Genomic DNA, 19,797 nt, shown 5'->3' on the forward strand with positions numbered 1-19,797 from the left:
TTCATGAAATTCTTTCTTATTAGCGACAACATAGATACTTCTATAGGATTAAGACTAAGTGGAGTTTCTGGAGTTGTTGTTCATGAAAGAAATGAAATTTTGAATACATTTAATAGTGTTCTTAAAAATAAAGAAATAGGGGTTATATTAATAACAGAATTAGCAGCTGAAAAGATAGAAGAAGAACTGAAAGAACATAAACTTTCTGGAAAACTTCCTCTAATCTTTGTAATTCCAGATAGACATGGATGGCGTGGAGATAAAGATTTTATTACAAAATATGTAGAGGAAGCCATTGGGGTGAGAATTAATGAATGATACAGAATTAAAATTAAAAAATATGCTTGAATTATTGGAAAAAGATTATGAAGTTGAATATAAATCTTTAAAAAAACAATATGATGATGAATTTGAAAAACTAAAAAAGAGTTTTGAAGAAGATATTGAAAAATATAGTCAAAGAAAATTAAAGGAAGCTAATGATAAAGCAAAACATATATTAAAGCTTGCAAAATCTAAAGCGGAACTTCGTATAAAAGAGGAAAAGTTAAAACTTAAAAATAATTTATTAAAAAAAGTATTAGATGAAATAGAAAATAAAATGTTAAATTTGGAAAATGAGCGAAAAAAATATTTTTATCAAAAACTATATTTTGACGCAGTAAAATTAGTAAATGATGATTATATAATATTGTGTAATCCTGGTGATGTAGAAATTATAAAAACATTTGTATCAGATTGCAAAATTGAATCTGATAATGAAATTAAAGGTGGAATCATTTTAAAAAGCAAAAATGTAAGTATTAAAAATACAATTGAATCATATCTTCAGGAAAATAAAAATATGATCTTTCGTCTTGTATTAGAAGAGGTAGGTGATATATAATGAAAATAAAAGAAATTAATGGTCCTGTTGTAAAAGCTGATGGTGCTAAAAATCTGTTTATGAATGAAATGGTTAGAGTTGGCGAATTTAAGCTGACAGGAGAAGTAATAAGAATAAATGGAGATATTGCTACCATTCAGGTGTATGAAGAAACTTCTATGTTAAAACCAACTGAACCAATAGAAGGAACAGGAAAAATGTTATCAGTTGCATTAGGTCCAGGATTATTGGGTAGTATATATGATGGCATCCAGAGACCTTTAAATGAATTAATAGAAAAGTCAGGATCTTTTATAGGAAGAGGAATAGATGCTTTTGGATTGGATACAACAAAATATTGGGAAGTATCTTTCCTGAAAAATGTAGGAGATGAAGTTAATGGTGGAGACATTCTTGCAGAAGTTCAGGAAACAAAAAGTTTAACCCATAAAATATTGATTCCACCGGATATAAATGGAAAAATTGTTGAAATAAAAGAAAACGGGAATTATAAAGTTACAGATATACTGGCAAAAATAGAAACAAAATATGGAATAAGAGAAATTAAAATGTATCATGAATGGCCGGTAAAAATTCCAAGACCAGTAAAGAATAGATTAGAACCCAAAATACCATTAATAACAGGCCAAAGAGTTATAGACTTGTTTTTCCCTATTAGTAAGGGTGGAACTGCTGCTATTCCTGGAGGATTTGGAACAGGAAAGACTATTACACAACATCAACTCGCAAAATGGGCTGATGCTGATATAATTGTGTATATTGGATGTGGAGAACGAGGGAATGAGATGACAGAAGTTTTAGAAGAATTTCCAAATTTAAAAGATCCGAAAACTGGAGCTCCGTTAATGGATAGAACTGTTTTAATTGCCAATACTTCCAATATGCCTGTGTCAGCAAGAGAAGCGTCAATATATACCGGGATTACAATTGCAGAATATTTTAGAGATATGGGATATAACGTTGCTGTTATGGCGGATTCAACATCGCGTTGGGCTGAGGCTTTAAGAGAACTTTCTGGGAGACTTGAAGAAATGCCGGCTGAAGAGGGATATCCTTCATATTTAGCATCGAGGATAGGTCAATTTTATGAAAGAGCAGGGATTACAGAAAATATAAATGGAACCGTTGGATCGGTTACTATTATAGGAGCTGTTTCACCTCCTGGTGGAGACTTTTCGGAGCCAGTAACTCAGAATACGAAGAGATTTGTAAAGTGTTTTTGGGGATTAGATAAAAATCTGGCTTATTCAAGGCATTATCCATCTATTAATTGGCTTACAAGTTATAGTGAATATAAGGAAGATTTAAATGAATGGTTCGCAAATAATGTTAAAGAACGATGGAATTATTATAGAGATGAAGCTATGAAATTATTAACAGAAGATGATAGGCTTCAACAGATTATAAAAATAGTTGGTGAAGATGTTTTGCCTGACGATCAAAAACTTACTGTTTTAATATCGAAAATAATAAAAGTAGGTATATTACAACAAAGTGCTTTTAGCGAAATAGATTCTTATTGTCCGTTAGAAAAACAATATTATTTATTAAAAACAATTATGGATACCTACTCACGTTCAAAAAAATATATTGAAAAATCAATAGCAATAAGTCAGGTTTTACCTGCAGAGGTTATTTCAAAATTGCTGACAATGAAAGAAGAAATAAAAACTATAGAAGAGTTTAAAAGTATAGAAGGATTTTTAAATACACATTTTGAAAAATTAGAAAATATATATAGTAAATGATAATAAATCCTTACTTCCACTCCAGGTGTGCGAAAGCACAATATTGAAAATGTATTAATGAAAAATGAGCTATATTCAACATTCCACCGCGGGTGTGTAGTATGCTATATCGGAGGTGTACATATGGCAATACGAGAATATCAGGGGATATCTCAAATTCGAGGACCTCTCATTATAATAGAAAATGTTAAAGATATAAGATACGATGAAGTTGTCGAAATTGAACATAATAATAAAACCAGATTGGGTAAAGTTATTATGATAAGTGAAGATGCAGCCGTTATTCAGGTGTTTGAAGGAACTCAAGAATTATCTCTTAATGAACCAAAAATAAAGTTTTTAGGAAAACCACTAGAAATAAATTTATCTCCAGATATACTTGGAAGAACATTTGATGGACTGGGAAGACCTATTGATGAAATGGGTGAAATAATTGCACAAAAAAGTGTAGATATAAACGGATCAGCAATAAATCCGGCCGCCCGTGAATATCCTCGAGATTTTATTCAAACAGGTATTTCAGCAATTGATAGTATGCTTACATTAATACGTGGTCAGAAACTTCCTATTTTTTCAGGAAATGGATTACCTCATAATAAATTAGCGGTTCAAATTGCCAAACAGGCTAAATTAAAATCAAATGAAGAATTTGCTGTTGTATTTGGTGCAATAGGTTTAAAAAAAGACGATGCAAATTTCATAATTAAAAATTTTGAAGAAAGTGGCGCCATAGAAAATATGGTGGTGTTTTTAAATCTGGCCAGTGACCCTGTCGTCGAAAGGATAGCTACGCCAAGAATGGCTCTTGCAGTTGCTGAATACTTGGCTTTTGATTTAGGAAAACATGTTCTTGTAATTTTAAATGATATGACCAATTATTGTGAAGCATTAAGGGAATTATCAAATTATAGAGGTGAAATTCCTGGAAGAAAAGGTTTCCCTGGGTATCTTTACTCAGATTTAGCTTCGATATATGAAAGAGCTGGTATGATTAAAGGGAAAAATGGTTCTGTAACCCAAATACCTATATTAACTATGCCAAATGATGATATTACTCATCCAATACCAGATTTAACCGGTTTTATAACAGAAGGCCAAATTGTTTTATCAAGAGAATTACATAGAAAAAATATATACCCACCTATAAATGTTTTACCATCTCTTTCAAGATTGATGAAAGATGGAATTGGTAAAGGATTTACCAGAGAAGATCATCCGGATGTATCATCACAGCTTTTTGCATCTTATTCTAGGGTGTTTGAAATAAGATCTTTGGCTGCTATAATTGGAGAAGATGATTTATCTGATATAGATAAATTGTATCTGGAGTTTGGAAAAACCTTTGAAAATGAATTTATTAATCAGAGTTTTAATGAAGAAAGAACACTTGAAGATACATTAAATATTGCCTGGAAAATACTTTCTATATTACCGAAGACAGAACTAACAAGAATAAAAAAGAATTATATAGAGAAATATTATAAAAAATAACCTTTAAGATTGAAGGTGGAATAATGATTTTTAATCAAACTATACCGACAAAAGGAAATTTAATAAATTTAAAACAACAGATTATTCTTGCAAAACAGGGACATGATTTGCTGGAGAAAAAAAGAAATATTATAATGAAAGAATTAGTAGATTTAATAGATCAGGCTAAGAGTGTTCAGGATAGAATATTAAAAATATTTAATAAAGCTTATGAATCTTTGCAACTGGCAAATCTTGATTTAGGAATAGAAAATGTTGAAGAATATGCAAATGGGGTTTTAGAATACGATGATTTAAAAATAAGATTCAGAAGTATAATGGGTGTTGAGGTTCCAGAAATTTATAAAGAAGAGCAAAAAATAGATATTCCTTATGAAATTTATAGAACAGATGCTGCATTAGATCAAGCATATATATCTTTTAAAACAGTTTTGGGATTAATTATAGAAGCTTCCATGATTGAAAATAAGGTTTACAAACTTGCACATGAAGTAAAAAAGACTAAAAAAAGGGTTTCTGCACTTGAAAATATTGTAATACCTCAACTACAAAGTTCTATTAAATTTATTCAGGATACTCTTGAGGAATTTGAAAGAGAAGAATTTTTTAAATTAAAAAAATTAAAAAGATAATTATAGATTACGATATCTAAAAAGTCAAATTCACTCAGACAGCTTGATTGCTAATCCTTAAAATTATTCATTCTCAGCCGTCGCTCAAACAATACATCGTGTATTGTTTCGCTCAAAATTACGTCCATGTAATTTTGACGGCTTCCATTCATAATTTTAAGGGCAATCTTCGAGTCTTCGTTTCATTTGAGACTTTTTAGACAATCTATATAGATAATAAAATTTAACTTGACAAAAAGAGTTTTTTATGATATAATTATTAGTGAGAGTTATTATAAGACCCGGCTTATTTAGTTAGGGTCTTTTTTTTTTATTAATTTATAATTATAGGAGTGTACTATATTTGAACATAAATTCATAATATGGAGGGAAAATATGATAAATGTTGCATTAATTGCTCATGATAAAAAGAAATTGGATTTAGTTATGTTTGTAAAGGAATGGAAGTATGTATTTGAAAAATGTAATCTTTATGCTACCAGTTCCACTGGAACTTTAATAGAAGAAAAGGTTGGATTAAATGTAACAAAATTTGCGTCAGGTCCATATGGAGGAGACTTGCAAATAGGTGCAATGATTGCAGCAGGAAGCATGGATTTTGTTATATTTTTAAGAGATCCTTTAACAGCACAACCTCATGAACCAGATGTTTCTGCTTTAATGAGAGTTTGTGATGTACATAATATACCTCTTGCTACCAATTTAGCGACAGCAGAAGGGCTTGTATTAGAAATAGAGAAAAAATTTAAATAAGAGAAGGTGGAATTATTAAAGATTTAGATAATTATGAAAAATATACAAAAGGAGAAGAAATTGCAAATTCTATAACTCATGGTATAGGGGCTATCTTGAGTATAGCTGCTTTAGTTTTATTGATTGTCTTTTCAACGTTAAAAGGAACTTTTTTACAAACCGTTAGTGTTACTATATATGGAATAAGTTTATTTTTATTATACCTTGCTTCAACTTTATATCATAGTATTCAACATAAAAAAACAAAACAAATATTAGAAATAATAGATCATTCTTCAATCTATTTATTAATAGCAGGCACATATACTCCATTTACTTTAGTAACACTAAACGGTAAAATTGGATGGACGATTTTCACAACTATATGGGTATTAGCATTAATCGGTATAGGGTTAAAACCTTTTTTTGTAAAAAAATTCAGAATAATCTCAACGCTTCTATATATTGGAATGGGTTGGATGATAATTTTCGCAATAAATCCATTAATATCTTCATTACCTTTAGGTGGAATAATATGGCTTGTAATAGGAGGTTTATTATACACCGTTGGTGCTGTTTTTTATATATGGAGGAAGTTACCTTATAGTCATATGATATGGCATTTATTTGTTTTAGGTGGAAGTATTTCTCATTTTATTGCAGTATTTTTTTATGTTTTGAATTAAGTGTTTGAATACACTTTAATATTATATTATCAACCAAAAAGCTCCTCTGGAGCTTTTTGGTTTTTGGAGGTACATCATGAAAAAATTTTTTTTGATTTTATATTTATTTTTTTCTCTATTTTTATATTCTTATAGAATTTTTATTACTCCGTCTTATGAATTGGCAGATTTTATAGAGGAAAAAATTATTATTTCTAACAATATAAAATTTGTATCATTGAGTTTGAATGCCCCTTTTTTGTCTATATTAAATAACAAGAACAATGTCGAAGGTTTTATAGAATTTAATATGTATGATATTAAAAGCAATAATATACTGCCTGATAAAAATACTGAGGGATATTTACATGAAAAATTCATGATATTTGATAATAAAAGTGTACTATTTGGAACGGGGAATTTTACAAGCGGTAGTATATTTGAAGATTTAAATGTTTATATATATACAGAAGATCAAGCAATAACATCTCTTTTTTTAAAAGAATTTCAAAATTTTCAAAATGGTAAATTTGGAAAAAACAAGAATATAGAGAATAAATCTATTTATTCAAAAGATATTGGAAAAATAATTTTTATAACCGGACCCTCAAAAAATATATACAACGCTATAAATAATTTTATTTTATCATCTAAAAAATTTTTATATATATTTACTTATTCATTTACTGATGGTCGAATATTATATTCATTTGAAAAATTATCATCCATAAATGTTGACGTAAAAATTATTGCCGATAACTGGAATGAAAAGTTTGTATCAAATTTAAAATATCTAAAAGGTATAGAATATAAAATTTTAAAAAAATATAGAAATATGCATTTAAAATTATTAGTAAATGAACATGGTTTATTGTTGGGAAGTTATAATCTAACATATAGAGCTCGCGAAAAAAATGATGAATATATCTTAATTATATACAATAAAGATATTAGACAAATATTGTTCGATTTATTCAATAAATTATGGAATCAATAATTAATTTTTACATCATTGTTTTGTATTTTTAATAAATTATAGTATAATTACTTCATGTAAAAATTTTTTATGGGGGATATCATGAAAAAAAATTTTATATTTATTTTTATTTTAATATTTATTCTTTTCTTTTATATTATAAAATCGCCATTAAAAATAGGCATAATTGGGAATTTTTCTGGAGATGAGACATTTTCTATGGAAGATATTGTTAAGGCAGTCAACACATTTTCCAAAAAATATAAATATTCTAATATAAAGATTTATTATGAAGATGCAAAAGGAAATGCCGAGGATTCTTTAAAAGTATATAATAAATTAAAAAAGAAAAACGTGAGCATAATGATATTTGCTACAGATTCTACTTCATTTAATCCTGTCTATCCCCTGCTTAAAAAAGATAAAATTCTTGGAATAGGTGCTTCTATTACTTCCGATATTTATACAAACAAAGATGATTGGTTTGTAAGGGTTATTCCTAGTAATAAAAATGAACAAAAGCAAATCGCAGAATATTTGAATGAAAAAACAGACGAAATTCTTATTATAAAAGGATATGAAAATCCGATTTATATAAATAATTCATTTGAGAATTTTAAGGATTTTTATTATGGAAATATTAATCTTATTCCTTTAAATACACCGGAAAATTCAATAGAAAAAATCAAACTGTACTATAATAATGAAAATTATGCATATATTATGATAAGCTCTATCAACAAAAGTGCTTTAATAATAAACTTATTGAAAAAAATGAATCCGAAAATAAATATAATAATTTTACCTTGGTTTAATGATAAACATTTAATCGATTTGTTAGATAATAAAAAAAATATAATATTACCTTATTACTTTTCAAAATATTCAGAATATTCCCTTAAATTTAAGGAGCTATATAATGTATATCCGAATATTTATGCAAATATTATTTATGAAACTTTGGAAATATTATATTATGCTTATAAAAATACGCCAAATAGATCAGAAGAAATAAAAAAATATCTTTTAAATAATACATTTAATACTTCCTTTGGGGTCGTAAAATTCGATAAGTATGGTGAAATAAATAAAAAACTTTTATTTGAGGTGTATACCCAATGAAAAAAATATTTATTATTTTAGTTATTTTATCTTTTACATATTTATTTGGAAATACACTCAAAGTTGGAGTATATGAAAATCCTCCCCTTATGTATGCCGAAAATGGTAAAATAAAAGGTATTCTTCCGGAAATTATGGATTATATATTTAAAAAAGAGAATATAGATGTTAAATATGTTTATTTAAACTTTTCTGAAGGGTTGGAATATTTAGAAAATGATTTAATAGATATTTTATTAGGAGTTGGGTATACAAAAGATAGAAGTGAAATTTTTAAGTATAATACTGTTCCTTTATATGACACATATGGAAAAATTTTCACTTTAAAAAATACAAAAATACATAATTTTTTTGATTTAAAAAACAAAACAATTGGAGTATTAAAAAATGATATTTTTTATCTTGGAGAAAAAGGGCTAAAAAAAATTGATGATACATTTGATTTAAACATAAGATTTTTAGAATACAATACATATGAAGACATATTTGGAGCTTTAATAAAAAAAGAGATTGATGCAGGATTGGTAAATTATTACGTTGGAATGATGCTTTATAAAAAATATAATGCATTTGAAACGCCTATTTCATTTTATCTTATCAATGCATATTTGATATATCATAAAGACAATTTGCGGGATATTATACATAAAATAGATTCCAATTTAACAAATTTAAAAAGCAACCCTAATTCTGTATATTATACAATTACAAGTAAATATTTACATAATGCCAAAATTCCGTTATGGATAACATTAATTCTTACAATATCTTTATTAATACTCATAGTATTAGCTTTAATTATATGGGTTATGAATAATATAATAAAAAGAAGAACAGCTGAATTAAGAAAACAAATACAAATTACTAAAAATCAAAATTTGGAATTGGAATATTTATTAAAATCTTTAAAAGAATATACTAAGGAGTTAAATATAACAAAAGAAAAACTTGAAAAATCAGAAATGTTATTAAAATCTATAATAGAAAATAGCCAGGATGGGATTTTATATGTTGATAAAAATTTAAATATTATTTTGGCTAATTCTGTTTTCAAAAAATGGGCTAAAAGAGATTTTAATAAAAAAATAAAAGAAAATGATAATTTAAAGGAAATATTTAAAGGAGAAGATCAGTTTTTTGATGAAATTGAATTTTCTCTTAAAAATGAGAAAAATTTCATAGTTGAAAAACCCATAAAAAGATTAGATGGAAGCATATATTGGGTAAGCAATAATTATTATCCAATATATCGAGATTCGAAGGTTATTGGTATAGCTTTAATCAGCAGAGATATTACAAAATTAAAAGAAAATGAATTTAAATTGCAAAAATTAGCTCATTATGATTCTTTAACAGGAATATATAATAGAAATGCCGGGTTTCACCTCTTAGAAGAATTGATATTTTTATCCAAAAGAGAAAAAAAACCAGTTACAATAGGTTTTATAGATGTTGATAATTTAAAAATCATAAATGATACATATGGTCATAATGAAGGAGATAAAGCTTTAAAAGTTATATCTGAAACAATTAAAAAACATATAAGAAGATCTGACATTTTAGCTCGTTATGGCGGTGATGAATTTTTTGTTGGCTTATATAATTGTAAATTAGAAGATGCTCGTAGACTCGAAAAAAATATAACAGAAGAACTTAAAAAACTCAGTGAAAAAAGTAAAATTAATTACAGTGTAAGTTTTGGATTTATCGAATATAATCACAAGGAAACACTTGATTCTATTATTTCAAAAGCAGACGAACTGATGTATAAAAATAAAAGAAAAAAGAATTCAAATAGATAGAATAAAAAAAGATATTTTAAATTATACATTAAAATAACAAGAATTTGAAAGTTGTTTTTAAATTAATTTTTTAGAAATGTAATTATGGGATTTTGTAAAAAATATGAAAAATGATATAATTTATAAAACAAAAATATAAAGAACATTATGGTGTTTTGACAAATAATGCTTGGTTTATTGGAGGGATTGCTTTGATAGAAAGTGTTGTAGTTTCTATTAATATTTCAAAAAAAAAGGGAGTTGTTAAAGAACCAGTTCAAAAAGCAGAATTAAAAGTCAATTGGGGAATTGTTGGTGATTCACATGCTGGAAATTGGCATAGGCAAATATCAATGCTTTCAGAAGAAAGTATTGATAAGATGCGGAAGTATGGATATGAGCTAAAATATGGTGATTTTGCGGAAAATATTACTATTAAAAGCGGAGAAATATACAAATTACCTGTAGGAACAAAAGTAAAAATTGGTAATACTCTGTTAGAAATTACACAAATAGGGAAAAAATGTCATACATCTTGTGCAATTTATCAGACTATTGGAAAATGTGTTATGCCACTGGAAGGAATATTTTTAAAGGTACTTGAAGGTGGCGAAATAAAAATTGGAGATAAAGTTATTTTTTATACTGGCAAGACAGTAAATGTTTGAATTTTTGGGGTGATATTATGAAAAAAATTTTGATAAAAATTTTGATATATGTTTTTCTAGTATTATCAGTTCAAACTCCGGCCGAAAAGTTGGTAATTTTTCATGCGGGTTCTTTAACCAATGTTTTAAAAGCTCTATCCATTGAATTTGAAAGAGAAAATCCTGATATAAATGTTCAATTAATGGGGTCTGGAAGTTTAGTAATTGCAAGGAGAATTACAGAATTAAATCAATTAGCCGATATTGCTTTTGTCGCAGATTATACTATTATCCCAGAGTTTTTATATAACAGATATGCGAATTTCAATGTTGTTTTTTCTAATAATAGTCTTGTTTTGGCTTATACTGATAATTCAAAATATAAAGTTCAAATAAATGAAAAAAACTGGTATAAAATTATTTTTAATAAAAAGGTTATTTTTGGACATTCTAATCCAGAACTGGATCCAGCGGGATATAGAACATTAATGACACTGCAATTAGCAGAAAAATATTATAATGAAAATGGATTATATAAAAAATTTTTGAATTCCAGAAATAGAATGATTCTAAAAAAATCAGTTGATTTAATTGCATATTTAGAGGCTAATGAAATGGATTATGCATTTTTGTATAAATCAATTGCTTTTCAATATAATTTAAAATATATAGAATTACCTGAAAAAATAAATCTTTCTTCAATAAAATATAAAGAAAATTATAAAAAAGTATTTGTAGAAGTTCCTGGAAAAGATGGGGAAAAAATAAAGATTTATGGGAAACCTATAAACTATAGTTTTACTATATTAAAAAATGCACCTCATTATAATATTGCCGTGAAATTTATAAAATTTATGTATTCCAAAAAAGGAAAAGAAATTTTTAAAGAAAAAGGGATGAATTTATTTGCGAATGTTGACTTTCCAGAAAATTTACCTGAAGACTTAAAGGAATTATGGGGGTATTAATTTGGAAATATTAATTGAAAATTTTGAGATTGTTTTTAATCATTTTTTTTTAAATGTAAATAGATTAAAAATAAATTCTGGAAATTATATTTATATAATTGGTCCAACAGGGTCAGGAAAAACACTATTCTTGGAATCAATTGCAGGATTTGTAAAACATAAGGGAAAAATATTTTTTGGCAAAAAGGATATTACTTTATTACCGCCGGAGAAAAGAAATATAGGTTTTGTATATCAAAATTATCATCTTTTCCCACACTTAAATGTAAGAAAAAATATTGAATTTGGTATGAAAATGAAAAAAATTAGTGATTTTGAATATTTCCATTATATAATAGAAAGATTAAATATTTCTCATATCTTAAATAGAAAAGTTCAGGTTCTATCCGGGGGAGAAAAACAGCGAGTTGCATTAGCAAGAGCTCTGGTGACAAAGCCTGATATATTATTACTTGATGAACCATTATCAGCTTTAGATCAGGATATAAAAAAGGATATTTTAAAATTATTGCATGAAATCAATCAGGAGTATAATTTAACAACTATTCATGTAACCCATGATAAAAATGAAATTATTAATAATTCAAAAGTTTATAAAATTTTTAATGGAGTTTTGACGGAGGAATCATATGTTCAGAAATATAATTATAATTATTAGTTTTGCTTTTGTATTTGCGATATTATTACCTTTTCTTACTGTATTTCTAAATGTAGATTATCAACTATTAATTGAGATTTCTAAAACTCCGGAATTTTTAAATACTGTTAAAATAACTTTTTCTGCAGCAATATTAGCAACATTAATAGCCGTAATATTTGGCATTCCTTTTGCTTATGGTATTATTCGATTTGATTTTCCCTTTAAAGCCATTTTAGAGGCTATTATCGATATTCCTCAGACTATTCCCCACACAGCTGCGGGAATCGCATTATTAATGACTTTAGGAAGAAATTCATTTATAGGGAAAAGTTTTGGGTTATTTGGTATTTCTTTTGTACATACATTTTGGGGAATTGTTGCAGCGATGAGTTTTTTGAGTTTTAGTGTTTTTGTAAATTCGGTAAAAGATGGGTTTAAAAAAGTTGATATAAGATATGAGAAAGTTGCACGTTCTTTAGGTGCAACACCTTTTAAAAGCTTTGTTTTTATAGCTTTACCAATGGTAAAACATGAAATAATTACAGGTTCCTTATTAATGTGGGCAAGAAGTATTTCAGAATTTGGTGCTGTTGCTATATTAGCATATTATCCCATGACTTTATCTGTCCTTACCTACGATAAATTTCAGGGATATGGATTAAAACAGGCATTAGCGCTAACCGCTTTAATATTTATTATGTCAATGATTATATTTGTATTCATTAGAATAGTACAAAATTTCTGGAAATACACAGAATCGAGGTAATTATTATGAAAGATAAATACAATAGAAAAGTTGAATATATTAGACTTTCGTTAACTGATAAATGTAATTTTAGATGTAATTATTGCATGAATGAAGAAGTAAAATTTATGCAAGATAATGAACTACTTACATTAAAAGAAATAGAAGTATTAGTTAAAACTTTAAAGGATTTAAATTTTAAAAAGATAAGGTTAACAGGTGGAGAGCCAACATTGAGAATGGATATTGTTGATGTTGCTAAAATAATAAAAAAATATTTTGGAACATTTAGTATAACGACAAATGGCTCTTTAATGTATTATCTTGCTGATGAACTCAAAAAGAATGGTTTAAATGAAGTGAATTTTAGCCTGGATTCTCTGAATAGTGAAAATTTCAAAAATATTACTAAAAGAGATGAACTGCAAAATGTTTTAAATGGGCTTGAAAAATCACTGAAAATAGGTTTAAAAGTCAAGCTCAATACAGTTATTCAAAAAAGAAATTTATCAGAAATCTTTGATTTAATTGAATTTGCGGCAAAATTGAACTTGCCTATTAGATTTATTGAATTAATGCCTATTGGAAAAAATTATAATGATAGTGATTTTATTAGCGAAAAAACTTTAAAGGATAAAATAAAGGAAAAATATAATTTAATTCCTGTAAAAATAAAATTCGGTTCAGGTCCTTCAAATTACTATTTAATAAAGGAACTAAATTCATACATAGGTTTTATTTCTGCTATTACACATAATTTTTGTTCAAGCTGCAATAAAATTAGAATTTCTGCAGATGGAAAAATTTATCCATGTTTGGCTTTTGATTACCATATTTCAATAAAAGATGTTATTTTAGAAGAAGATAAATTAAAAGAGAAAATAAAATTTGCTATTTTTGAGAAACCCAAACGACACTATTTAAGTAAATTAACAAAGAAAACGCCTATGCATAAAATGGGGGGGTAGAATGGATTTTACACATATTGATAAAAATGGAAATGTTAATATGGTTGATGTATCTGGGAAAAACATAACTTTAAGAATAGCCCGTGCTCATGGAAAGATAAAGATGAAAAAGGAAACATTAAAAGCAATAGTTTCTGGAAAAATAATTAAAGGTAATGTTTTAACTACAGCAAAAATAGCTGGTATTATGGGAGCAAAACGGACTTCTGAATTGATACCAATGTGTCATAATATATTTATTTCGAAAATTGATATTGAATTTAAAATAAACGATAATAATATCGAAATATTTTCATTAGCAAAAACACATTCTCAGACTGGTATAGAGATGGAAGCATTAACTGCTGTGAATATTGCAGCCCTTACAATTTATGATATGTGTAAAGCTATTGACAGAGAAATGGAAATTTCGGATATATATTTAATTGAAAAATCTGGTGGGAAAAGCGGACATTTTTTAAGGGAGGATAATTTATGAAATATTTTGTTCTAACTTTAAGCGATAAAGGCTCAAAGGGTGAAAGGGAAGATATTAGTGGAAAAATAATTCAAGATTTAATGAATAACATAGGCGGAAAATTAATTGGATATAAAATATTGCCAGATGAAAAAGAACAGATTTCTCAAGAATTAAAAGAATTAATAAAAAAAGATATCGACATAATATTAACAACTGGAGGAACGGGATTAACAACAAGAGATGTAACTCCAGAAGCTACTTTAGAAGTTATTGAAAGAAGGATATATGGCATGGAAATAGCCATGATAACAACAGCTCTAAAAAAAACTCCTCATGGAATGCTATCAAGAGCTGTTGTTGGAATTGCAAATAAAACATTAATTATAAATCTTCCTGGAAGTCCAAAAGCTGTACAAGAAAACTTGCAGGTATTATTACCTGCTATCCCACATGCGATAGAAAAAATAAAAGATTTAGGTGGTGATTGTGCGCGATAATAAAAGCATAATTTATTTTTGATATTTTTGCCATAATCTTTCAAATTCCTTTTCATAAACTTCTGATATATACTTACTATGAATTATTAAAGAATTCTCATCATTATTATATTGTGCAGAATTCGTAAAATTGAAAGAACCGGTAAGAGTTATTTTTTCATCTATTATAATTACTTTATGATGAAACGTTTTGTCATTTTTATCTAATATAACATTAATGCCATTTTGTTTTAAATAATTTATCTGAGCCCAGTTATAATTTGATTGATATTCTTCCGCAATAATTTTGACATCAACACCTCTTTTTTTTGCATCTATTAATGCATCAGCTATTTGACGTTTGCTGAATGTAAATATCATAACATGGATTTTTTTATTGGCTTCATTTATTAATTTTATTATTCTATTTGTTAAATCATCTTCTGGAGTAAAATAAGGTTCTATTAATCCACTGTCAAATTCTACTTTTTTATATGGTTTATTATCAATCGAATTTTTACCAAAATATCCGTTATACATTTCATTAAATTCATTCATATAATCCTGTGCCAACTCATTTGAAAATATTATTATTGAATTATTGGAGTTATATCCAAAACCATTATTTGTAAAATTGGTGCTTCCGGTTATTACACAATAACCATCAATAATTATAAATTTATTGTGCATTAATTTATAATTTTTATCATATTTTACCAATATGCCAGATTTTTTTAATCCAGATATATAGGAATTGATGTTTTGTGATTCTATTATTAATCTTATATCGATATTTTTATTCTTTAGCTCTTTTAATTCTTTTATAAAAGGATAATAATTAACATCGTATATTGCTATCCATACAAATTTTTTCGCATTATCCAATAATGATTTTATATATTTCCAATTTTTTTTCTCATTATTACCTTCATCAAAAAAAAGTACAGTCGAATCATCACTGATATTATGAATTTCAATATTTAAATCAGTTGCTTCTTTTAAATCTTCGAGATGATAATCTGCTCTCCAAAAATAATTATTTCCATCGTAATATTCTCCAGGTAATTCTAAATCTTTAGAACTAATAATAAAATTCCCTTCTGAAATAGCAAAAATTATGGAATATACACTCAATAAAAAAATAATCAAAAAATTTTTTTTCATAAAAACTCCTCCTATAACATAAAATTTACATAATTCTATTGTTTTTTCATACTTGAATGTAGTATAATAATTGTAGATGTTTAAAATATTATTTTTTAGTAGGTGAAACTATGGAAATGTTAGAGAAATTAAAAATATTATCAGCATCTGCTAAATATGATGTTTCTTGTGCTTCAAGCGGGAGTGAAAAAAATAATTCAAATGGATTAGGTAATGCTGTGAATAGCGGAATATGCCATAGTTGGACAGGAGATGGCAGGTGTATATCTCTTCTAAAAATACTATTTTCAAACGCATGCATTTATGATTGTGTATATTGCATAAATAGGTCGAGTAATGATGTGAAAAGAGCTACTTTCAAAATAGATGAAATTGTTAAATTAACAATAAATTTTTATAAAAGGAACTACATAGAAGGATTATTTCTAAGTTCTGCGGTTGTAAAAAGTCCAGATTATACAATGGAACAAATGTTAAGAGTTGCTAAAAAATTAAGAATCGATGAAAGATTTAACGGATATATACACCTTAAAGCAATTCCAGGAGCTGATTTGAAATTAATTCGTGAAGCTGGTTATTATGCTGATAGATTAAGCGTAAATATAGAGCTCCCAAGTGAAAAAAGTTTGAAATTATTGGCCCCACAGAAAAAAAGAGAAAATATATTAAAACCAATGTCATACCTTGGTAAAAATATGTTAGCAAATATTGAAGAAAGAAAAAAATATAAAAAAGCTCCTGTGTTTATTCCTGCAGGTCATAGTACTCAATTAATTGTTGGAGCTTCACCAGAAAATGATTTTCAAATTTTAAAACTCGCAGAAATAATGTATAAAAAATTCAACATGAAAAGAGTTTATTATTCAGCTTTTATAAAAGTGAATAATGACAAAAAATTACCCGATATTTTACCACCGCTAAATAGAGAGCATAGATTATATCAAGCAGATTGGCTCATAAGATTTTATAAATTTAAAGCGGAGGAAATTGTAAATACAGAATATCCATATTTAGATGAAAAATTAGATCCTAAAACCTCATGGGCGTTGAGAAATTTTCAATATTTTCCCGTGGAAATAAACAAATCATCTTATGAAATGCTTTTACGAGTTCCAGGGATAGGTGTAAAATCAGCTTTAACTATTATAAAAATTAGAAAATATTCTCCATTAACCTTTGAAAAGTTAAGAAAAATAGGAGTTGTTTTAAAAAGAGCAAAATATTTTATAACCTGTAATGGAAAATATTATTCAAATTTATTATTAACACCAGACACAATTAAAGAAGAGTTGTTAAAAAACAAAGAATATAAAATTCCACTATTCTTACCAAACTCAATACAGAAGGTGGCGAGATAATGAAAATACTTATTTATGATGGGACTTTTCAGGGATTATTAACATTAATCTTTTATTGTTATAATAAAAGATTTATACCTGATCTTGTATTCAAAAAAAGCAATCCAACAATATTTAACATAATTGACTATATAGAATCGGACTTTGAAAAATCAAGAATAGTTGGCGAATTCATTATAAAAAAATTGGATAAACAAATATTAAAAAATATTTATCTTGCATATCTTTCCGAAATAGAAAATATTGAGAGTAGTATAATAAAATACTTTAATTTATCTCTTAAAATGCAAAGAAATGCAGAAATACATATTGAAAAAAACTATGTTTTAAGTGTTAAAAATGCAATATATAAGGTTATAAAGGAAAAACAGAGATTTTTAGGGTTATTGAGATTTAGAGAGTTGTTTAATGGAATCCTATATGCACCATTTGAACCGGATCATAATATAATCACTTTGCTTGCTTCACATTTTAGTGACAGACTAAAAAATAAAATATGGATAATTCACGATTTAAAGCATGGTTTGGCTATTATATATGATAAAAAATTAGAGTTAGTCAAAATATTAAATTATAATATGAACTTAGAAAAAAGTATATCTTCTTCTGAAAAAGAGTTTCAAAGTTTATGGAAAACATATTTTAAAAATGTTGCTATATCAGAAAGAAAAAATATACGTCTTCAGAAACAATTTATGCCTCAACGATATTGGAAATATCTTACAGAAATTTGATAATTATCATAATTTTTATGTATTCTTATGATATAATGTAAAATGATTCTAATAAAAGAGGTGTGTTATGATAGGAATTAGAGGCGCTACTTCTATAGATAAAAATGAAAAAGAACATATAAAAAATCGTTCTATAGAATTATACAATAAAATCATTCAAAATAATAACATAAAAAATATAATTGCTATATTATGTTCTGTAACTCCAGACATAACAGCATATAATCCTATAACAGCCATACGAAAGCACTTCGGATTAAATAATATACCTTTAATGACATTCCAGGAAGCTGTTTTTGAGAATTCTGCAAACGGAATAATAAGATTTTTAATTCTTTGTGAGAGTGATACTCAAAATTTTATATATTTACATAATGCGAGAGATTTAAGAAAAGATTTAAAATAAATATTTATTTCGTTGAATCTCTAATTATCAATGTGGGTTTTAATATAATACCTCTTATTTTTTTTTGTTTTTCTTCAATTAAATTTAAAATTAATTCAGCTGCTTTGTACCCCAATTCATATATTGGTTGTCTTATAGTAGTTAGCGAAGGTTTATAATGTCTACTAAAAAATATATCATCAAAACCTGTAACCTCAACATCTTGAGGAATTTGTATTCCTTTTTCCTGAAGAGAATCAATTATACCATATGCAATTAAATCATTTCCTCCTATAATTACATCAGGTAATGATTTTATGCGTTTTCCAAATTTGAATCCTGCTTCATAAGAAAAATTAGTATAAACGTGTTTATAATTATATATGTTTTTTTCTTTCATAAAATCAATAAATGTTTCATATCTTATTTTTGCACTAAATGTATTTTTACTTCCATTTATAAAATAAAAACTCCTTTTTCCATTATTATATAAATAATTTAATAAATCTAAAATTCCAGATTTATTATCACAAATAACATAAGAAGCATTGACATCTTCCAAAATCCTATCAAGAAAAACTATTTTTAGACCTTTATCTATTAATTTTTCTAAAGTTGGATTATATAATCCTGTTCCTGTAAATATAATACCGTCTATATGTTTGGAAATTAAAGTATTGATTATTTTAGTTTCTATTTCTAAATTCTGATCTGAATTACTTAATAGAAGAGTATAATCCTTCTGTTTTAAATAGTCTTCAACCCCTTTTACTATATTTGGGAAAAAAGGATTTGTAATATCTGGAATTACGAATCCTATTGTTTTGGTATTACCACGTCTTAAATTTTGGGCTAAGATGTTTGGGTTGTAATTCAACTTTTTTATTGCAATTTCAACCTTTTTTTTTAATTCTTTATTCACATAAGTACTATTATTAATAACTCTAGAGACTGTTGAAATAGAAACACCGGCCTCTTTGGCAACATCCTTAATGCTAATTCTTTTCATAAAAAAACACCTCTTAAAAATATGTTTATATACTAATAAAAAATTAAAAATGGGGGATCCCCCCATTTTATTTTACTACTAATTGTGTAAATTCAATTTACAGAATATTGATTATAAGCTATTTCGAAAAAGGGCATCACCCCCACACTTGGTGTTGATTTACTTTTGTAGTATTATTATATTGTACCCAAAACTTATTGGAGGTGATAC

At 26.5% G+C, this 19,797-nt stretch carries 22 protein-coding genes; 20 read left to right on the top strand and 2 right to left on the bottom strand.

The genetic code is table 11. The features are described 5' to 3' along the window. Positions 1–3 precede the first annotated feature (3 nt). From XO12_RS08885 to XO12_RS08965, 17 genes are all read left to right on the top strand, one after another. Positions 4–318: a V-type ATP synthase subunit F gene (locus XO12_RS08885; RefSeq protein ID WP_047266428.1), complete on the top strand. Its 315-nt coding sequence runs from the start codon at positions 4–6 to the stop codon at positions 316–318. Beyond that, the gene (locus XO12_RS08890) at positions 311–886 is read left to right on the top strand and encodes a V-type ATP synthase subunit E family protein (RefSeq protein WP_175420145.1); all 576 of its coding nucleotides are present in this window, start codon (positions 311–313) and stop codon (positions 884–886) included. The genes XO12_RS08885 and XO12_RS08890 overlap by 8 nt, the downstream gene beginning before the upstream one ends. After that, complete coding sequence (locus XO12_RS08895) at positions 886–2,634, top strand: V-type ATP synthase subunit A (RefSeq protein WP_175420146.1); 1,749 nt, start codon at positions 886–888, stop codon at positions 2,632–2,634. Before XO12_RS08890 ends, XO12_RS08895 begins: the two co-directional genes overlap by 1 nt. A gap of 123 nt (positions 2,635–2,757) precedes the next feature. Then, on the top strand, positions 2,758–4,125 hold the full coding sequence (locus tag XO12_RS08900; RefSeq protein ID WP_047266431.1) for a V-type ATP synthase subunit B: 1,368 nt from the start codon (positions 2,758–2,760) through the stop codon (positions 4,123–4,125). A 23-nt stretch (positions 4,126–4,148) separates the two neighbouring features. Then, positions 4,149–4,757: a V-type ATP synthase subunit D gene (locus tag XO12_RS08905; protein WP_047266432.1), complete on the top strand. Its 609-nt coding sequence runs from the start codon at positions 4,149–4,151 to the stop codon at positions 4,755–4,757. A gap of 375 nt (positions 4,758–5,132) precedes the next feature. Then, the gene (locus tag XO12_RS08910) at positions 5,133–5,510 is read left to right on the top strand and encodes a methylglyoxal synthase (RefSeq protein ID WP_047266433.1); all 378 of its coding nucleotides are present in this window, start codon (positions 5,133–5,135) and stop codon (positions 5,508–5,510) included. Positions 5,511–5,524: 14 nt separating this feature from the next. Then, entirely contained in the window at positions 5,525–6,175 is a 651-nt protein-coding gene (locus XO12_RS08915) for a hemolysin III family protein (protein ID WP_047266434.1), read from the top strand. Between the two features lie 76 nt (positions 6,176–6,251). Further along, a complete protein-coding gene (locus XO12_RS08920; RefSeq protein ID WP_175420147.1) occupies positions 6,252–7,151 on the top strand; it encodes a phospholipase D-like domain-containing protein in 900 nt (299 codons plus the stop codon). A gap of 81 nt (positions 7,152–7,232) precedes the next feature. Continuing rightward, positions 7,233–8,252, top strand: a complete 1,020-nt coding sequence (locus tag XO12_RS08925) for an ABC transporter substrate-binding protein (protein WP_175420148.1) — start codon at positions 7,233–7,235, stop codon at positions 8,250–8,252. After that, on the top strand, positions 8,249–10,054 hold the full coding sequence (locus XO12_RS08930) for a diguanylate cyclase (protein ID WP_175420149.1): 1,806 nt from the start codon (positions 8,249–8,251) through the stop codon (positions 10,052–10,054). The genes XO12_RS08925 and XO12_RS08930 overlap by 4 nt, the downstream gene beginning before the upstream one ends. A gap of 191 nt (positions 10,055–10,245) precedes the next feature. Further along, the gene (locus XO12_RS08935) at positions 10,246–10,701 is read left to right on the top strand and encodes an MOSC domain-containing protein (protein ID WP_217683676.1); all 456 of its coding nucleotides are present in this window, start codon (positions 10,246–10,248) and stop codon (positions 10,699–10,701) included. Positions 10,702–10,718: 17 nt separating this feature from the next. Beyond that, positions 10,719–11,648, top strand: coding sequence for an extracellular solute-binding protein (locus XO12_RS08940; RefSeq protein ID WP_175420150.1), 930 nt, complete (start codon positions 10,719–10,721; stop codon positions 11,646–11,648). A gap of 1 nt (position 11,649) precedes the next feature. After that, on the top strand, positions 11,650–12,306 hold the full coding sequence (locus XO12_RS08945) for an ATP-binding cassette domain-containing protein (RefSeq protein ID WP_052913268.1): 657 nt from the start codon (positions 11,650–11,652) through the stop codon (positions 12,304–12,306). After that, positions 12,278–13,054, top strand: coding sequence for an ABC transporter permease (locus tag XO12_RS08950; RefSeq protein ID WP_047266440.1), 777 nt, complete (start codon positions 12,278–12,280; stop codon positions 13,052–13,054). The genes XO12_RS08945 and XO12_RS08950 overlap by 29 nt, the downstream gene beginning before the upstream one ends. A gap of 5 nt (positions 13,055–13,059) precedes the next feature. Further along, a complete protein-coding gene (gene moaA, locus XO12_RS08955) occupies positions 13,060–14,001 on the top strand; it encodes a GTP 3',8-cyclase MoaA (RefSeq protein ID WP_047266441.1) in 942 nt (313 codons plus the stop codon). Position 14,002: 1 nt separating this feature from the next. Continuing rightward, on the top strand, positions 14,003–14,479 hold the full coding sequence (gene moaC / locus XO12_RS08960) for a cyclic pyranopterin monophosphate synthase MoaC (protein WP_047266442.1): 477 nt from the start codon (positions 14,003–14,005) through the stop codon (positions 14,477–14,479). Continuing rightward, positions 14,476–14,958 carry a MogA/MoaB family molybdenum cofactor biosynthesis protein gene (locus tag XO12_RS08965; protein WP_047267270.1) on the top strand — a complete coding sequence of 161 codons (483 nt, stop codon included), beginning with the start codon at positions 14,476–14,478 and terminating at the stop codon, positions 14,956–14,958. Before moaC ends, XO12_RS08965 begins: the two co-directional genes overlap by 4 nt. Positions 14,959–14,970: 12 nt before the next feature. Here the strand turns inward: XO12_RS08965 and XO12_RS08970 are convergent, their stop codons facing one another. Beyond that, complete coding sequence (locus XO12_RS08970; protein WP_047266444.1) at positions 14,971–16,101, bottom strand: phospholipase D-like domain-containing protein; 1,131 nt, start codon at positions 16,099–16,101, stop codon at positions 14,971–14,973. 110 nt (positions 16,102–16,211) lie between these two features. Here XO12_RS08970 and XO12_RS08975 point away from each other — a divergent pair, with 110 nt between their 5' ends. The 3 genes from XO12_RS08975 (at position 16,212) to aroH (ending at position 18,599) form a co-directional block, all read left to right on the top strand. Beyond that, complete coding sequence (locus XO12_RS08975; RefSeq protein ID WP_047266445.1) at positions 16,212–17,459, top strand: putative DNA modification/repair radical SAM protein; 1,248 nt, start codon at positions 16,212–16,214, stop codon at positions 17,457–17,459. After that, complete coding sequence (locus XO12_RS08980; RefSeq protein ID WP_175420151.1) at positions 17,459–18,193, top strand: TIGR03915 family putative DNA repair protein; 735 nt, start codon at positions 17,459–17,461, stop codon at positions 18,191–18,193. The genes XO12_RS08975 and XO12_RS08980 overlap by 1 nt, the downstream gene beginning before the upstream one ends. 67 nt (positions 18,194–18,260) lie before the next feature. Then, complete coding sequence (gene aroH, locus XO12_RS08985; RefSeq protein ID WP_047266447.1) at positions 18,261–18,599, top strand: chorismate mutase; 339 nt, start codon at positions 18,261–18,263, stop codon at positions 18,597–18,599. A 4-nt stretch (positions 18,600–18,603) separates the two neighbouring features. On the opposite strand, the gene XO12_RS08990 is transcribed toward aroH, so the two are convergent. After that, the gene (locus XO12_RS08990) at positions 18,604–19,587 is read right to left on the bottom strand and encodes a LacI family DNA-binding transcriptional regulator (protein ID WP_047267273.1); all 984 of its coding nucleotides are present in this window, start codon (positions 19,585–19,587) and stop codon (positions 18,604–18,606) included. Between the last annotated feature and the right edge of the window lie 210 nt (positions 19,588–19,797).

The sequence above is a fragment of the Marinitoga sp. 1154 genome (assembly GCF_013363285.1).
In the GTDB taxonomy this organism is placed as follows: Bacteria; Thermotogota; Thermotogae; order Petrotogales; family Petrotogaceae; genus Marinitoga.

Coding starts and splice junctions, on each gene's coding strand:
- XO12_RS08905 (WP_047266432.1), top strand. CDS start 4,149: ATGATTTTTAATCAAACTATACCGACAAAAGGAAATTTAATAAATTTA.
- XO12_RS08930 (WP_175420149.1), top strand. CDS start 8,249: ATGAAAAAAATATTTATTATTTTAGTTATTTTATCTTTTACATATTTA.
- XO12_RS08940 (WP_175420150.1), top strand. CDS start 10,719: ATGAAAAAAATTTTGATAAAAATTTTGATATATGTTTTTCTAGTATTA.
- XO12_RS08965 (WP_047267270.1), top strand. CDS start 14,476: ATGAAATATTTTGTTCTAACTTTAAGCGATAAAGGCTCAAAGGGTGAA.
- moaA (WP_047266441.1), top strand. CDS start 13,060: ATGAAAGATAAATACAATAGAAAAGTTGAATATATTAGACTTTCGTTA.
- XO12_RS08950 (WP_047266440.1), top strand. CDS start 12,278: ATGTTCAGAAATATAATTATAATTATTAGTTTTGCTTTTGTATTTGCG.
- XO12_RS08975 (WP_047266445.1), top strand. CDS start 16,212: ATGGAAATGTTAGAGAAATTAAAAATATTATCAGCATCTGCTAAATAT.
- XO12_RS08890 (WP_175420145.1), top strand. CDS start 311: ATGAATGATACAGAATTAAAATTAAAAAATATGCTTGAATTATTGGAA.
- XO12_RS08920 (WP_175420147.1), top strand. CDS start 6,252: ATGAAAAAATTTTTTTTGATTTTATATTTATTTTTTTCTCTATTTTTA.
- aroH (WP_047266447.1), top strand. CDS start 18,261: ATGATAGGAATTAGAGGCGCTACTTCTATAGATAAAAATGAAAAAGAA.
- XO12_RS08970 (WP_047266444.1), bottom strand. CDS start 16,101: ATGAAAAAAAATTTTTTGATTATTTTTTTATTGAGTGTATATTCCATA.
- XO12_RS08925 (WP_175420148.1), top strand. CDS start 7,233: ATGAAAAAAAATTTTATATTTATTTTTATTTTAATATTTATTCTTTTC.
- XO12_RS08990 (WP_047267273.1), bottom strand. CDS start 19,587: ATGAAAAGAATTAGCATTAAGGATGTTGCCAAAGAGGCCGGTGTTTCT.
- XO12_RS08900 (WP_047266431.1), top strand. CDS start 2,758: ATGGCAATACGAGAATATCAGGGGATATCTCAAATTCGAGGACCTCTC.
- XO12_RS08910 (WP_047266433.1), top strand. CDS start 5,133: ATGATAAATGTTGCATTAATTGCTCATGATAAAAAGAAATTGGATTTA.
- XO12_RS08885 (WP_047266428.1), top strand. CDS start 4: ATGAAATTCTTTCTTATTAGCGACAACATAGATACTTCTATAGGATTA.
- XO12_RS08980 (WP_175420151.1), top strand. CDS start 17,459: ATGAAAATACTTATTTATGATGGGACTTTTCAGGGATTATTAACATTA.
- XO12_RS08895 (WP_175420146.1), top strand. CDS start 886: ATGAAAATAAAAGAAATTAATGGTCCTGTTGTAAAAGCTGATGGTGCT.
- moaC (WP_047266442.1), top strand. CDS start 14,003: ATGGATTTTACACATATTGATAAAAATGGAAATGTTAATATGGTTGAT.